A 14,832-nucleotide genomic window follows, 5' to 3' on the forward strand; every position below is an offset into this window, starting at 1 on the left:
GTGTAAGAGGGAACCGTGCCATCAGCTTAAGTATTCACATGAATTAAACTAATGGATAACCGAGAATTTACTAATACTGAGAGCATCGTCCTCGTTTAAGTATAGTTAAGGACGGGAGCCTATCTGTAGCGCCAGTTCACGAATAATGCCCGCGGTCATGCCCCAGACAAAATAATGCTGATACCACGATAGCCAGACGCGATGTGAATTACCGCGCCGATGAATGTCCAGCGGGTGATAGCGCCCGAGTCGCAGCGCCTCAGCCAGCGGCATTTCGAAGACCGCCGCGACTTCATCCTGACTGGCATGATAGTGCAGATTAGGCGGGATAATCCCGACCACCGGCGTCACCTGAAAACCGGTGACGCTATCAACTGGCGGAAGAACACCAATAATTTCAACAGATTCCGGTGGGATCGCTACCTCCTCCTGCGCTTCGCGCAGCGCGGCGGCAATAAGCGTTGCATCGCTGTTATCCACCGCGCCGCCTGGGAAAGCGACCTGTCCGGCATGTTTACGCATTAGCGGCGAGCGTTGGGTCAGCAACAGCCCCGGCTGCTGACGGCGAACAATTGGCACCAGAACCGCAGCCTGGCGCTGGTTGAGCGCATTGGCTGCGGGCTGTGGTCGCAGAAGCTGAAAACGAGAAAGAAAGTCGTCAAGGTCGAGGGCGCTGTCCGCCATGTTCTAGCTCTCCAGTTGATGCAGGATACGATTAACTTTATCAAAAGTTTCCTGATATTCCGCCGCTTCTTCACTATCGGCCACAATGCCGCCACCGGCGGAGCAGAAAAGCTGCCCCTGCCAGGCAGTGATCGTGCGGATGGTGATGCTGGTATCCATATTGCCGCAGAAGCTGATATAGCCGATGCTCCCGCACCACGCGTTGCGCCTTTGCGGCTCCAGTTCATCGATAATTTCCATCGCTCTGACCTTCGGCGCACCGGTAATTGAGCCGCCGGGAAACGCTGCACGCAGCAGGTCGGTAGCGTGAAGATGAGCGAGCAATCTGGCGGTAATGGTGCTCACCAGATGATGTACGGCAGGGAACGGCTCAACGACGAACAGTTCGGGGACGCGAACGCTACCGGGTACGGCAACCCGGCCAATATCGTTGCGCATTAAATCGACGATCATCAGGTTTTCAGCGCGGTCTTTCGGCGAGTTCGCCAGCATTTTCGCCTGCTGCGCATCCAGCTCGGGATCGGACCGTCTTGGCAAGGTGCCTTTAATCGGTCGGGTCTGGATTTCACTTTGATGTAGCTGAATAAAGCGCTCGGGCGACAGGCTCAATATTGCCCCTTCAGGCAGGCGGATAAAGGCGCTGAACGGTGCGCGATTTGCGTGGTTAAGCTGGCAGAAAGCTTGCCATTCATTCCCGCGATAGCTGGCCCTGAAGCGCTGCGCCAGGTTGACCTGATAGCAGTCGCCGCTGTGTAGGTAAGCCTGAATCTGGCGAAATTTTTTGCTGTACTCCTCGCGGCTCATATTTGAGCGCCACGGCGAAGTCAGTTCAAAAGGCTCAACGACCGGGGCTGACTGCGCCTCCAGCCACGCAAGGCAGCGCTGTGGATCGTCATAGCTGATTAACGACACTTCCTGGCGCTGATTGTCGACAATCAATGCCCAGTCATAGATCCCCACCGCCATATCGGCCTGGGCGATATCCGCATCCGCCTGCGACGGTAGCGTTTCAAAACGCCGCCCAAGATCGTAGCCGAACAGCCCCAGCGCGCCGCCAAGAAACGGCAGATGCGGGTGAGCTTGCGGTTGCAGATTATGCTTCACCAGTTGTTGATGCACGAGCGCGAGCGGATCGGCGCTTGACATTGTGGTCGCTTCGCCCTCGCTTATGACGGTAGTTTGACCGCGGGTCACCAGCGTTGCGCACGGCTGAGCGACAATAACGTCAAACCGACTATGTGCATGATTGGCAAAACCGGAGTGCAGCAGCATTGCCCAGGGTTGTGAACTTAATGGGTTAAAATAGTGTTCAGCGGCATCCGGACGCCAGGGCAGGGAAATAATCGCGGGGGACAACATCGTCTTCTTCAATCCTGATCGTGACCGCCTGCTGGTATACTAGAGGACGGCGTGAAATAATTACGCCCCACAATGTAGCAGGAGTGAGTGATGTTTGCAGGTTTACCTTCGCTGAGCCACGAGCAACAGCAAAAAGCAGTAGAACGAATTCAGGAACTGATGTCGCAGGGCATGAGCAGCGGCGAGGCTATCTCTTTAGTGGCTAACGAAGTGCGCGCCTCGCATACCGGCGATCGGATTGTGGCGCGCTTTGAGGATGAAGACGAGTAAGCTAATACCGTCATTCGTATCATGCCACCTTCCTTAGGCAGAAGGCGGAAAGTCAATTTATGACATCAGGTAGCCGTTCGGGATCGTCGTGTAGCGTTATCTGCGCCATGCTTTCGCCACGCCAGTAGGTGAGCTGTGTGCTAATAGTCGTGTGGTTCACGCTGACCTCGGTTAACGGCGCAGACTTCGTCAGGTCCCACAGACAGACAAATCTCGCCTGCGGCAGATGGTTGCGTAACACCAGATAACTGAGATTGCTTACCGCCGGGTTATCCGGTGCCAACCCTTGCCACAGCTCACCGTCACCCGCCAGCCACAGCGCTACCGTATCACCGTCACGGGCAAAATGGCGTGGCTGACAGCCGTGCAGCGGCGTCATGGTGGAACCTTCCATATTACGCAGCGGCCCGCTGAGCGAGAAGGGCTGCGGTGTGCCGCTCTGGTCCAGCGCCTGTGCCGCCAGATGTAGCGTCCAGTCGAGCTGCTGGCGATGCGGGTTCTCCACCGTCGACAGGTCGATCAGCACATCGTCCAGCCACAGTAAGCGGCGGCGAAAGCGTACCTCGCGCCAGGCATCAACGTCCCATTCGACCCGCGAATGGCTGTTCAGCTCAGGTGGCGGTTTGCTCCAGTCTACTTCGCTGTCCAGCCAGAGATAATCCTCTCCCATATGCCAGCCAAGCACATCCGGGTTAGCCGGAGGTTGGTTGGTCTGATTGACCGTCAGAGTGTTATGGGTGGCACTATTCTTGTAATAGTCATAGTGCATTTTGGCGCCGTAGCCCGTAGTGCCCAAATCCGGTAACAACCAGCCATTACGCTGCCACAGCATCAGCCCAAGCCTGTCGTAGTGATCATGCTCGCCGCCCCATGGACTGTGCTTAATCAATAGCGTCTGCTGCTGTGGTCGTCGCCACAGGGTGATGCCCGCGCCCGGCGCAAAGAGAGATTGTTGCGGGATAAGTTCCTCAGTCGTCTCCGGTAGCGGCTGGTCGCGCCATAAGAGCGTTTCACGTTCGTCAGGCTGGGAGTCGGTAAACTTCAGAACGGCGGCATACAGCGGGTCGTGCCAGATAAACCAGGCAAATTCGTACAGATCCCGGTGATGCAGTTTCTCCTGTCCGGCAAGGCAGTCATTCAGCCGTGGGAAGGTGCCATCCGGCAACAGTAATGAGAGGGGAAACTTCAGCATCGGCTGATACCACGGGCCATCAATCAGGCTCCAGCGAGTGCCGCGCGCCAGCTTCTCAAAGGCAAAGAACCCCTGCAGTGCGTAGTAGTGGTAATGTACCGAACCCTCAAACCACAGGCCTTCCGCCAGCAGCCCATGCTCGAGTTGCCAGCGCAGGCCGTAGGGTTGGTTAACGGCAAACTCCAGTAGATCGTCATCTTCAAGGACAAAACCCAGCACGCCGAGCGCAGCGCTGATTTTCACCTCGTGATTATGAATTTGCGGGCTGCGATGCTCGCGCAAAAACGTCGCCGCGCAGCGCAGCAGATTTTGGCTGATGTGCTGCTGTTCGGCGGGTGTTAAACCGTCGCGAATAAAGTCGTAGCCCAGCGCCATCTCCAGAATGCAGTTTGCTTCACACAGCGTTTGGGCGTTCATTTTCCCCGGACCGTTGTTGGGGATATCGCCGTGGACTTCATAGGCGGGGTACACGTCTGCATACCCCATCAGTAACGTGCGGACTTTATCGCGATACACCGTTTCGCGGGTCAACTGCCACAGCAGCCCCAACTGCTGACAGGCGCTGGCGTTGCGTCCGTTCATCTCCCGCCACCAGGCTCCGTCCCACGGCTCGCCGCTAAAAACTTCGCCGTCAACCGGGCAGGCGTGCTGATGAGAGGAGTCTGCCTGCCAGGTGAGCCGCACCCCATGGTGCGGGCAAAAATAGTAGAGATTCCAGCTCGCAATACCGGTTTGCGGGATGCATACGGCGGCGTCGAGCATCGGTTGTGCATTCTTCACGAGCTGTTCAATCAGGCCGTTATTGCCGGCTGCACGTCTGGCAATGTCGGGCCATAGCCCAGAAAATTGTTTCATCAGTGGTTATCCTTGACCTCTGCTGACGCGGGAAGCGGGGCGATGAGTGTGGTGATATCGTCAGGGTATTTCGCGCGCAACCACTGGGCTTTTTCGCGGAACAACTTGTCATCCGGCCAGGCGTGGGCAGCGGTGGCAATATTACGCAGCGCTTTCTTATCGTCCATTTTGTCGAGGTCTTTCCACGGCCATGGCGTATCGCTGTTAATAAATCCAGCGACATACTGATAGCCCTTGCGCAGACTATGGTCGTCGAGGGTGAAGTTCCAGATATCAACGCTCGCTTTCTCACCCAGACGTCCCAGGCGGTTGTAGGCTTCGAGGTTGAAGTTGCTGTAGTGCCACGGACGGGTACGCTCAAGCTCCGCCATCTGACGCCCTTCAACGTCAAACTGTCCGGCAATGCGCCGCAGCTGCGTGATAGTTAAACGCTTTTTCGCCTCATCGGTTTTGCCGCTGAATAGGGCAAACGTAGCGGCCTGCATGTCAAACCAGGTGCCGTGGTTGTTATGCCAATTCTCTTCTTCAAAACCGTTCTGGCTGGTGGTCATCCAGTGATAAAACTTGCCGAACCACTGTTTAAGCTCAGCCACCTCGGTCTCGCTTAATGCACCGGAGGATTGTAACACCGCGATAGCGTCAACCACCTCAACCAGCGCCCGGCTGTCGATGATACCGATGCCGCGTCCGGTATTAATGCCAGGGATCGCCTGCGCGTATTGCAGGTTTGGCGTCATGCGAGTTTCCGGGTTAAGGAACCAGCTTTTAATCTGCTCGGCAGCTTTCTGCGCATAGCGATTATCCTCAGAGAAATACCACGCCAGCGCCAGCGTGGACACATCGTTACTCATCTTCACCAACCGGTTTTTGTCGGTGGCATCGCTGTTGGCGTCCGGGTTGGTTTGCCCATCTTTGCGAATGTACGGCAGTCCGTCTTTCGTGTTCGGGTCTGGCCACCAGTACGGTGGGAAACTGTAATAGTCGTGCTTGTTGCCGCTGGCGGCGACCAGCGTTTTATCCATCACCGAAAACAACGGGTGTTTTAATGCGAGATCCGCTTTTTTTAACAGCGCGCTTTGTGCCTGGACAAATAACGGGTCTTTGGCGGCGATTTGCTGGCGGCTGAAGGCCAAATCTTTGCCATCAAGCGTATAAGGCTCGGCGGCGTACAGCGATGTGCTTAAACCAGAACAAAGCAGCGCAATGCCGAATATTCCCTGGAGAGGTATTGAGTTCATCGTGATAACCCTTCTGCAAATAAGAGAAAAGATAACAACAGAATTATACCTGCCACGTATTTAAGAGGCATAAGAGACAGGCGGTTTAATTAAAAATAATGTGTTTATGAAAGCGATGCCGTGCAGTGTAAAAGACAAAGTGATTTTTTTTGTGATGAGTATCAAGCTTATCGCCATGGATAAAAAATGACGAATTTAATGCAAGGCGAGTCACAGAATTAAGCGTTTTTCTATTTTTGTTTAAAATTTTAACGAAATTGGTAAAATTATAATGCATTGATTTTAATGAGATAAAATATAATGTCACTTTTTGTGTCACGTTTGTGTGTGACCTGCTTCAATTTTTTGATTTTTGAAATACGATTTCTTTTTTGTGTGGTTGTATTGGGAAATATATTTCTATTTAATGATCGTAAATATTTTTACGCATATTGAATTAATATCGAAATGATTTTTATCTTTCTCTGAAAATGCACTTTTGCGAATTTAATTACCTTTGTGCCCAACAATAAAGGATATGCAATCATGTCTGCGAATAAATTACGTTCTTTGTTACTTCTTTCCGCTCTGGGACTGGGCGTCGGGCAGAGTTACGCCGCCACGACCCTTAACGTTTGGATCCGTGCAAGTAACGACTCGAAAAATATCTACAAACAAGAGGCGGAAAAGTTTGAAGAAAAAACCGGCATCAAAATCGAATACTTCAATGCGACCACCGATTTTGAACAGCGCCTGGCGCGTGCAACGGCAGGTAACGCTTTACCGGATCTGATCTTTAATGATGCGGCGTCGCTGGGACAATTTATCCAGCTGGGCATTGCCGACGAAATCGATCCTAAAGCGATAAATGGCGGCGATCAGCTGTACCAGACCGCGTGGGACAGTACCCGTTACATCGATGGCAAATACTACGGCGTGCCGACCTCCGCCCAGACCTTTGCGCTGTTCGTCCGGAAAGACTGGCGTGAAAAATTGGGCTTACCGCTGCCGAAAAGCTGGGATGACATCCAGACGCTGGCGAAAGCATTCACGACACAAGACCCCGATGGCAACGGTAAAAATGACACTTACGGTTTTATCGTTCCTGCATCAACGACCCGAGGCTACGCCAGCTGGTTTATGAGTAGTTTTATCTGGCAGGCCGGTGGTGATTTCGTCAAAGAAAACGGCGGCAAGTTCAGCGCGTCGCTCGATACCCCGGAAGTAGCTCAGGCGATGACCTTTATGCGCACCATGATGTGTGAAAAAGTGACCCAGCCGGGTGCCATTAACGCGACCACCGCCGATGTTATCCCATCCTTCCGTTCCGGTCAGAGCGGGATGTTCTTTAGCGGCCCGTACCATATTGCGCTGTTTGATAAAGATCCTGGCAAAGATAACTTTGAAGTTGTCCCGGTTGTCGGGCCAAAAGGTGAGGCCACTCTCGCCGAAGGAACCACGGTCTTTATGATGAAGAGCAGCAAGCAAAAAGAGGCCGCGCGTAAGTTCATCGAATTTATGATTTCGCCAGAAGGCCAGGAAATTGGCATGGGTAAAGGCAGCAAACATATCCCGGTTGTGCGTCTGCCGGTGAACAAGAATGTGGATGTCAAAGCCGTCTATCAGGACGCGCGCTGGGAGACCTTCGCCAAACTTTATAACGAACAGGGCCGCTATGTACCGCAGATCCCTAACTGGACGCCGGTACGCCAGGTTGCCGCCGATGGCTTTAACCGAATCTTTGCTGATTGCAACAGTGACATGACGGCTGAACTGAAAGTTATTGATGGCAAGGTGAACGCCGAGCTGGAAAAACAAAATGTGCTGGCTAAGTGAGGAATTGAGTTATGACGCTGCATGAGACGAAGTCCGGGCCGCTAAAGCAAACCGCTTCGCCTGACGCCACCGGGTGGCTGACGTCAAAACGTAAGCGAGCGCTGATCCCGTGGCTGTTTTTAGCCCCCGCGCTGATTATTTTTAGCTGGTTCAAGTTCATCCCGATGATTCAGGGTCTGGTGATGAGCTTTTATAAGGTCAACTTTAATCAGCCGAACGAGTGGGTAGGTTTTGACAACTTCACCCGCGCTTTTGCCGACGTTGAACTGCATGCGGCGGTGGTCAACACCCTGCTGTACGTGGTGGTAACGATGTTTGCGGCGGCCATTCTGGCATTTTTCCTCGCCATGTTACTGGAAGGCCCCGCACGCCATCTGCGCTTCATTCGTACCGCCATCTTCTTGCCCGCGGTAACCAGTGCGGCGATTGTCGCGGAAATGTGGCGCATTCTGTTCAACCCTACGCCAAACGGGGTGATGAACCACATCCTGAGCTGGTTTGGCGTGGCGGACCAGGGGTTCCTTGCCAGCTCCGACCAGGCGTTATGGGTCATTATGCTGCTGCATATCTGGAAAGCGGTGCCCTATAACATGGTGATTTTTATCGCCGGTCTGGCGGGTATCAGCCGTGACCTGTACGACGCATCAAACGTTGACGGTGCGAACTGGTGGAACCGCCTGCGCTACGTCACGCTGCCAGGGATGATCCCAGCGCTCTCGGTGGTGCTGATGCTCTCCTTTATTCGTGGCTTCCGTGTGTTTGCCGAGGTGTATGCCACCACCGGCGGTGGGCCGTCTAACGCCACGGAAATGGTGATGACCCATATCTATAAGCTGGGCTTTGAGCAGTTTGACTATGGCTACGCTTCGGCGGTGTCGTTCCTGCTATTCACCTTCACGGTGATCTTAACCATCTGTCATTTGACGCTGAAAAAACGTATCGCACGTTACTAAGGAGCCGTGATGTTGAGTAAACGTTGGGATACCGCAGGACGCTGGTGCATCTACGCGCTGTTATTGATTGTTTTCGTCGGGCCGTTCTGGGGCATTGTTGCTACCGCCTTTAGCGGAGCGCCGGTGAAGCCGGGTGAACTGCTGGCCTGGCCGAACCAGTTCTCTTTTGAAAACTTCATCTTTGCGTGGATGGATATCGGCGTCTGGCAGTATCTGCTGAACTCGATCCTGGTGGTGTTCTTTGGCACCATTTTGCAGGTATCGGTGAGTGCATTGGCCGCCTATGCCCTGGCGCGTAAAAAGTTTCGCGGCGTCGCGCTGGTGAGCCTCGTGATCCTCTCCACCATGATGCTGCCGGAAGAAGTTATCGCCATTCCGCTGTACATGATTATCAACTGGCGGCTGCCGTTTATCGATGCGTCGCTCTACAACAGCTATCTCGGCATGATTCTGCCGGTGGTGGGTTGGGCCTTTTCCATCTTCGTGCTGACCGAATTTATGTCAGCTATCCCGAAAGAGCTGGAAGAGGCGGCACGTATCGACGGCGCGAACGAGTGGCAGATTTTCTTCCACGTCATTCTGCCGCTGGTGAAACCGGCGCTCGGTACTGTGGTGACCTTCGGCTTCATTATGATTTGGGACCAGTACCTGCTGCCACTGATTGTGGTGAACCAGGACAGCCTGAACACCATTCCGGTCATTCTCGGCACGCTGCGTACCGATGAGAGCATCACGCCGAACATTTTTATCGCCATTACGCTACTGGCGATGCTGCCAAGCATCATCGTCTATCTGGGTCTGCAAAAACATTTCAACCGCGGGATCATGTCCGGCGCGGTCAAAGGATAAGGGGTTACCGATGGGATCTGTTGTATTAAATAGCGTGCGCAAATCATACGGTGATGCTCACGTCATTAAAGATGTGTCGCTGACTATTCCTGACGGTGAGTTCTGCGTGCTGGTGGGGCCGAGCGGCTGCGGGAAATCAACGCTGCTGCGCATGATTGCCGGTCTGGAAGAAATTTCCGCCGGGGAAGTGCACATCAACGAACGTGATGTCACCGAAGTGGAGCCGAAGTTGCGCGATATCGCGATGGTGTTCCAGAGCTATGCGCTCTACCCGCAGATGACGGTACGCGAAAATATGGGCTTTGCGCTGAAGATGGCGCGACTGCCGAAAACGGAAATCAAACAGAAAGTCGACGAAGCGGCGGCGCTGCTGGGGCTGGAACCACTGCTGGAGCGTCTGCCAAAAGATCTCTCCGGCGGTCAGCGTCAGCGCGTAGCGATGGGGCGCGCCATTGTGCGTAAGCCGCAGGTATTTCTGTTCGATGAACCGCTGTCGAACCTCGACGCCAAGTTACGTACCCAGGTGCGCGGTGAAATTCGCGAGCTGCACCGTCGCCTGAAAACGACCTCCGTGTACGTGACCCACGATCAGATCGAAGCGATGACAATGGGGCAGATGATCGTGGTGCTGCGCGACGGGCGCATCGAGCAGGCGGGGACGCCGCTGGAGCTGTACGACCAGCCGGCCAACCTGTTTGTCGCCGGGTTTATCGGCTCACCGGAGATTAACCAGCTACGAGGGGAAGTGGTGCTCACCGGAAATACGACCAACTTGCGCCTGAAAGATGGCTCGCTGCTGGCGTTGCCGCCAGGACTACAGGTGACCGACGGCCAACAGGTGGTGTACGCCATTCGCCCGGAGCAGGTGAATGTGGTGCACGAAGCACGGGACGATGCGCTGGCGGCGAAGGTTACTGCCGTAGAGAACACGGGTTCTGATATGCAGCTGTTCTGCGACACCGGCGGCGGGGCGTTTACTTCGGTGTTCAAACAGCGTCTGCCTGTCAAAGAGGGCGATAACATCTGGCTGCAACCGAAACTCTCCGGTGTGCATCTGTTTGATGCGCAAAGCGGCCTGCGCATAGCCTGTCTGGAGGAGCAATAAGGTGGCGATGAAGCTGTACACCCTGGATGAAAATTGTCTGGAAAATGCCCGTGCGGGTTTGAAGCAGCCGTTTTCGCCCTTGCAGTTAGCGCTGAGCAAACTCCTTTCAGAGGCTGACGTCCTCCGGCGCGAACCACCGGAAAGCGTGGTGCATAAAAAACTGCGCCCGGCGAGCGGCGATGCGCATGATTATTACAGTCTGGGCACCTATTGGTGGCCAAATCCAAGGCGGCCCAACGGGCTACCCTATATTCGCCGCGATGGGCATATCAACCCGCAATGCGAAAATAACGACACCGATACCTCCCGCATCATTCGTATGTGCGAGCGTTGCCTGACGCTGGGGCTGGCGTGGTACTTCACCGGCCAGCGTCAGTACGCGCAGGCCGCCGCCGCGCAGATCCGCTGCTGGTTCCTCGACGGCGACACGCGCATGAATCCACACCTGAACTACGGGCAGGCGATCCCCGGCGTGGTCTCCGGGCGCGGGACCGGGCTTATCGACACCCGTCTGCTGTGGATGGTGGTCGATACTATCGGGCTGATCAACGCGGCTAGCGTGCTGGATACCGACGATATCATCGGCCTGCATCAGTGGTTCCGCGATTTTAACCACTGGATGTACTACAGCGATATCGGCCACTCTGAATACGTCTGGCACAACAACCACGGTACCTGGTATGACGCCCAGCGCACGGTCAACGCGCTGTTTTATGGTGATAAAGGGCTGGCGGCGCGCATCATCGAGCAGGGGATTACCCAGCGGATGGCGGCGCAAATCGACCAGGACGGCAAGCAGACGATGGAGCTGGAGCGCACCATTCCGTTCCACTACTCGCTGTTTAACCTCGAAGCGCATCTGTTGCTTAACCGTTACGCCGAGCACGTGGAATTTGACCGCTGGAATCACATTCGCGACGGGCGTGGGGTGAAGCAGGGGATCGATTACCTGGTGCCGTTTATTCGCGAGCCGGATCTGTGGCCATACAGTGATTTGCAAGGGATTGTCTGGGATAGCGCGCTGCGGCTACTGTTGCAATCGGTACGTGGTTATCCGAAACAGTCGGCCAGCTATCGTGAAGTGCTGAAGTGTTTGCCGCAGGAGACGTTGCAGCTCAAAGAGCAACTGATGTGGTGCCCGGGCTGATAGCCCGGGCGAGGTGTTTACGCCGGCCCCGGAGAAGCTCGGCGCAAAAATTTACACCGCGGCGATAATCTTAATCTCGACTTTGTACTTTGGATTCATCAGTTTGGCCTGTACGGTGCAGCGTACCGGCGCGTGGCCAGCGACAACCCAGGCATCCCATGCCTGGTTCATCGCCGCAAAGTCAGCGCCGTCGGCGAGGAAAATAGTGGCATCAAGAATGCGCGACTTGCTGCTGCCCTGTTTTTCCAGCACTGCGTCAATCTGCGCCAGAGTGTCGGCGGTTTGCGCGCAGGCGTCGGCATCCAGATTTGACGGTACGCCGGTGTAGTACAGCGTGTTGTTATGGATAACCACATCAGACCAGCGGGCTTCGGCATCGATACGCGTAATTGTCATTTTTATTTCCTCTCTGTTCCGGTTCATCAATGTGCGGCAAGACTGCCACAATGTTTCATCTGCGTCACTACCCGTACTGGCGAAAACCAGCCCACCCTGACATAATCACTGTCCAAATAACCAGGGGGTAATGTGATCGACGATTTTGCAGCAGACGGCCAGTTGGCCAGCGCGATTGCGGGATTTAAACCACGCGAGCCGCAGCGCCAGATGGCTTTCGCCGTCGCCAGCGCGATTGAAGAAACCCGTCCGCTGGTTGTTGAAGCGGGAACAGGAACCGGGAAAACTTACGCGTACCTGGCGCCAGCGCTGCGCGCAAATAAAAAAGTCATCATCTCCACCGGCTCGAAAGCGTTGCAGGATCAGCTCTATAGTCGGGACTTGCCTACCGTTGCCAAAGCGCTGAAGTTCGCCGGGAAGCTGGCCTTGCTGAAAGGGCGCTCGAACTACCTCTGCCTTGAGCGTCTTGAACAACAAGCGCTTGCCGGGGGCGACCTGCCGGTGCAAACCCTCAGCGACGTCATTCTGCTGCGCTCGTGGTCGAACCAAACTGTTGATGGCGATATCAGCACCTGCGTCAGCGTGGCGGAAGACTCTCAGGCCTGGCCGCTGGTCACCAGTACCAACGACAACTGTCTGGGTAGCGACTGCCCCCTGTATAAAGATTGCTTTGTCGTTAAAGCGCGGAAAAAGGCGATGGATGCCGATGTCGTTGTCGTTAACCACCATCTGTTCCTCGCCGATATGGTGGTGAAAGAGAGCGGCTTCGGCGAACTGATTCCGGAAGCGGAAGTGATGATCTTCGATGAAGCGCATCAGTTGCCGGACATCGCCAGCCAATATTTTGGTCAATCGCTCTCCAGCCGCCAGTTGCTGGATCTGGCGAAAGACATCACGATTGCTTACCGTACCGAACTGAAAGACACCCAGCAGCTACAGAAATGCGCTGACCGCCTGGCCCAGAGCGCGCAGGATTTTCGTCTGCAGCTAGGGGAGCCTGGCTATCGCGGGAATCTGCGGGAACTTCTTGCGGATAACAACATTCAGCGCGCGCTGTTACTGCTCGATGATGCTCTTGAGCTGTGTTACGACGTGGCAAAGCTATCGCTGGGCCGCTCAGCGCTGCTGGATGCCGCCTTCGAACGGGCGACATTATATCGCGGGCGGCTTAAACGACTGAAGGATACCAATCAGCCCGGCTACAGCTATTGGTACGAATGTAACTCCCGCCACTTTACGCTGGCGCTGACTCCGCTGACGGTGGCGGATAAATTTAAAGAAGTGATGGTGCAAAAACCGGGGAGTTGGATCTTTACCTCGGCGACGCTGTCGGTTAACGATGATCTGCACCATTTCACCGATCGTCTGGGAATTGGCGAAGCGCAAACGCTGCTGCTGCCCAGCCCCTTTGATTATGCTCATCAGGCGCTGCTGTGCGTACCGCGAAATTTGCCATTGCCCAATCAACCCGGTGCAGCAAGGCATCTGGCGGCGATGCTCAAACCCCTGATTGAAGCCAACGATGGTCGCTGCTTTATGCTGTGTACCTCGCACGCCATGATGCGCGATCTCGCTGAACAATTCCGTGCCACCATGACGCTGCCCGTTCTTTTGCAAGGGGAAACCAGTAAAGGCCAACTTCTGCAGCAGTTTGTTAGCGCTGGTAACGCCCTGCTGGTGGCGACCAGCAGCTTCTGGGAAGGGGTGGACGTGCGCGGTGATGCGCTCTCACTGGTGATTATCGATAAACTGCCTTTCACCTCACCGGACGATCCGCTACTCAAAGCGCGAATGGAAGACTGCCGTCTGCGCGGAGGCGACCCATTTGATGAGGTTCAGTTGCCGGATGCGGTTATCACCCTAAAACAGGGCGTCGGGCGCTTGATTCGCGATATCGACGATCGCGGCGTGCTGGTTATCTGCGACAACCGCCTGGTAATGCGTCCGTATGGCGCAACGTTCCTCGCTAGCCTGCCGCCCGCGCCGCGAACTCGCGATATCCGTCGGGCGGTGCGTTTCCTGGCGGTGCCGCCAGCGAGGTAATGCGTGGCAAAATGTGGTAAGCTGCGCGCCATTTTGTCAATCTGCTATACCCAATGGATTTCGAGTTGCATTGAGGCGGCAAGTTCATGAATCACCGTGAGCATAGGTAACTATGTGATTGGGGTGAATGGACGTAGCCAACAAAAATGCAGCTTGAAAGACGAAGGGTATAAAACGAGAGCGTGACGACCCATGCAAATTTTGGCTATCGATACCGCCACAGAGGCCTGCTCTGCGGCGCTGTGGAATGATGGCACCCTCAGTGCTCATTTCGAAATCTGTCCCCGTGAACATACTCAACGGATCCTGCCGCTGGTGCAGGATGTCCTCAACGAAAGCGGCATCATGCTTACTGAACTCGACGCGCTGGCCTTTGGCCGCGGTCCAGGTAGCTTTACCGGCGTGCGTATCGGTATCGGTATTGCTCAGGGACTGGCGTTAGGCGCAGAGCTACCGATGATTGGTGTTTCAACGCTGGCAACCATGGCGCAGGGCGCGTGGCGTAAAACCGGCGCAACCCGCGTTCTGGCGGCGATTGATGCCAGAATGGGCGAAGTCTACTGGGCGGAATATCAGCGCGATGAGCAGGGTGTCTGGCATGGCGAAGAGAGCGAAGCGGTGCTCAAGCCGGAAGTCGTCAGTGAACGCCTGCAACAGCTCGAAGGGCAGTGGGCGACCGTCGGTACCGGCTGGCAGGCATGGCCAGATATGGCTAACGATTCCGGACTAACATTAACTGATGGTGAAATTCAGTTACCGGAAGCGCAGGATATGCTGCCGCTGGCTTGCCATCTGCTCACGGTGGGGAAAACCGTGGCCGTTGAGCACGCAGAACCAGTTTATTTACGTAATGAAGTCGCCTGGAAGAAACTTCCTGGCCGCGAGTGAATCTCAGTAACTAATAAGTCTGAGAAGAAGGAAGGAGT

Annotated in this window: 13 protein-coding genes; 8 read left to right on the forward strand and 5 right to left on the reverse strand. The window is 55.0% G+C overall.

Annotated features, from left to right (window positions below):
* Window positions 1-105: 105 nt before the first annotated feature.
* Window positions 106-684, reverse strand: a complete 579-nt coding sequence (locus QVF11_RS11445) for a CoA pyrophosphatase (RefSeq protein ID WP_112213316.1) — start codon at window positions 682-684, stop codon at window positions 106-108.
* Between the two features lie 3 nt (window positions 685-687).
* Window positions 688-2,043, reverse strand: coding sequence for an aminodeoxychorismate synthase component 1 (gene pabB / locus QVF11_RS11450; protein ID WP_287857010.1), 1,356 nt, complete (start codon window positions 2,041-2,043; stop codon window positions 688-690).
* A gap of 90 nt (window positions 2,044-2,133) precedes the next feature.
* On the opposite strand from pabB, the gene QVF11_RS11455 reads away from it, so the two are divergent.
* Window positions 2,134-2,313: a YoaH family protein gene (locus QVF11_RS11455; protein WP_112213318.1), complete on the forward strand. Its 180-nt coding sequence runs from the start codon at window positions 2,134-2,136 to the stop codon at window positions 2,311-2,313.
* 52 nt (window positions 2,314-2,365) lie between these two features.
* On the opposite strand, the gene QVF11_RS11460 is transcribed toward QVF11_RS11455, so the two are convergent.
* Window positions 2,366-4,360, reverse strand: coding sequence for a heparinase II/III domain-containing protein (locus QVF11_RS11460; protein WP_287857013.1), 1,995 nt, complete (start codon window positions 4,358-4,360; stop codon window positions 2,366-2,368).
* On the reverse strand, window positions 4,360-5,598 hold the full coding sequence (locus tag QVF11_RS11465) for an alginate lyase family protein (protein ID WP_287857015.1): 1,239 nt from the start codon (window positions 5,596-5,598) through the stop codon (window positions 4,360-4,362). The genes QVF11_RS11460 and QVF11_RS11465 overlap by 1 nt, the downstream gene beginning before the upstream one ends.
* Before the next feature lie 525 nt (window positions 5,599-6,123).
* On the opposite strand from QVF11_RS11465, the gene QVF11_RS11470 reads away from it, so the two are divergent.
* From QVF11_RS11470 to QVF11_RS11490, 5 genes are read left to right on the forward strand one after another with little or no spacing between them, the layout of a single operon-like run.
* Window positions 6,124-7,413 (forward strand): ABC transporter substrate-binding protein, encoded by a 1,290-nt coding sequence (locus QVF11_RS11470; RefSeq protein WP_287857016.1) that lies wholly within the window; start codon window positions 6,124-6,126, stop codon window positions 7,411-7,413.
* Window positions 7,414-7,424: 11 nt separating this feature from the next.
* Complete coding sequence (locus QVF11_RS11475; RefSeq protein ID WP_287857017.1) at window positions 7,425-8,366, forward strand: carbohydrate ABC transporter permease; 942 nt, start codon at window positions 7,425-7,427, stop codon at window positions 8,364-8,366.
* A gap of 9 nt (window positions 8,367-8,375) precedes the next feature.
* On the forward strand, window positions 8,376-9,215 hold the full coding sequence (locus tag QVF11_RS11480; protein WP_115074719.1) for a carbohydrate ABC transporter permease: 840 nt from the start codon (window positions 8,376-8,378) through the stop codon (window positions 9,213-9,215).
* Window positions 9,216-9,225: 10 nt separating this feature from the next.
* Window positions 9,226-10,320, forward strand: a complete 1,095-nt coding sequence (locus tag QVF11_RS11485) for an ABC transporter ATP-binding protein (protein WP_287857018.1) — start codon at window positions 9,226-9,228, stop codon at window positions 10,318-10,320.
* A gap of 7 nt (window positions 10,321-10,327) precedes the next feature.
* The gene (locus tag QVF11_RS11490) at window positions 10,328-11,467 is read left to right on the forward strand and encodes an alginate lyase family protein (protein WP_287857081.1); all 1,140 of its coding nucleotides are present in this window, start codon (window positions 10,328-10,330) and stop codon (window positions 11,465-11,467) included.
* 51 nt (window positions 11,468-11,518) lie between these two features.
* On the opposite strand, the gene QVF11_RS11495 is transcribed toward QVF11_RS11490, so the two are convergent.
* A complete protein-coding gene (locus QVF11_RS11495; protein WP_112213323.1) occupies window positions 11,519-11,863 on the reverse strand; it encodes a RidA family protein in 345 nt (114 codons plus the stop codon).
* Between the two features lie 132 nt (window positions 11,864-11,995).
* Here QVF11_RS11495 and QVF11_RS11500 point away from each other — a divergent pair, with 132 nt between their 5' ends.
* Window positions 11,996-13,906, forward strand: a complete 1,911-nt coding sequence (locus tag QVF11_RS11500; protein WP_287857019.1) for an ATP-dependent DNA helicase — start codon at window positions 11,996-11,998, stop codon at window positions 13,904-13,906.
* A gap of 192 nt (window positions 13,907-14,098) precedes the next feature.
* A complete protein-coding gene (tsaB, locus tag QVF11_RS11505; protein WP_112213325.1) occupies window positions 14,099-14,794 on the forward strand; it encodes a tRNA (adenosine(37)-N6)-threonylcarbamoyltransferase complex dimerization subunit type 1 TsaB in 696 nt (231 codons plus the stop codon).
* Window positions 14,795-14,832: the final 38 nt, after the last annotated feature.

It is taken from the genome of Klebsiella sp. (genome assembly GCF_027492335.1).
GTDB classification, from domain to species: Bacteria; Pseudomonadota; Gammaproteobacteria; order Enterobacterales; family Enterobacteriaceae; genus Klebsiella; species Klebsiella huaxiensis.

Excerpts from the sequence above, each read along its gene's own strand:
- QVF11_RS11445 (WP_112213316.1), bottom strand. The coding sequence starts at position 684 with ATGGCGGACAGCGCCCTCGACCTTGACGACTTTCTTTCTCGTTTTCAG.
- QVF11_RS11465 (WP_287857015.1), bottom strand. The coding sequence starts at position 5,598 with ATGAACTCAATACCTCTCCAGGGAATATTCGGCATTGCGCTGCTTTGT.
- tsaB (WP_112213325.1), top strand. The coding sequence starts at position 14,099 with ATGCAAATTTTGGCTATCGATACCGCCACAGAGGCCTGCTCTGCGGCG.
- QVF11_RS11455 (WP_112213318.1), top strand. The coding sequence starts at position 2,134 with ATGTTTGCAGGTTTACCTTCGCTGAGCCACGAGCAACAGCAAAAAGCA.
- QVF11_RS11485 (WP_287857018.1), top strand. The coding sequence starts at position 9,226 with ATGGGATCTGTTGTATTAAATAGCGTGCGCAAATCATACGGTGATGCT.
- QVF11_RS11460 (WP_287857013.1), bottom strand. The coding sequence starts at position 4,360 with ATGAAACAATTTTCTGGGCTATGGCCCGACATTGCCAGACGTGCAGCC.
- pabB (WP_287857010.1), bottom strand. The coding sequence starts at position 2,043 with ATGTTGTCCCCCGCGATTATTTCCCTGCCCTGGCGTCCGGATGCCGCT.
- QVF11_RS11480 (WP_115074719.1), top strand. The coding sequence starts at position 8,376 with ATGTTGAGTAAACGTTGGGATACCGCAGGACGCTGGTGCATCTACGCG.
- QVF11_RS11475 (WP_287857017.1), top strand. The coding sequence starts at position 7,425 with ATGACGCTGCATGAGACGAAGTCCGGGCCGCTAAAGCAAACCGCTTCG.
- QVF11_RS11490 (WP_287857081.1), top strand. The coding sequence starts at position 10,328 with ATGAAGCTGTACACCCTGGATGAAAATTGTCTGGAAAATGCCCGTGCG.
- QVF11_RS11470 (WP_287857016.1), top strand. The coding sequence starts at position 6,124 with ATGTCTGCGAATAAATTACGTTCTTTGTTACTTCTTTCCGCTCTGGGA.
- QVF11_RS11495 (WP_112213323.1), bottom strand. The coding sequence starts at position 11,863 with ATGACAATTACGCGTATCGATGCCGAAGCCCGCTGGTCTGATGTGGTT.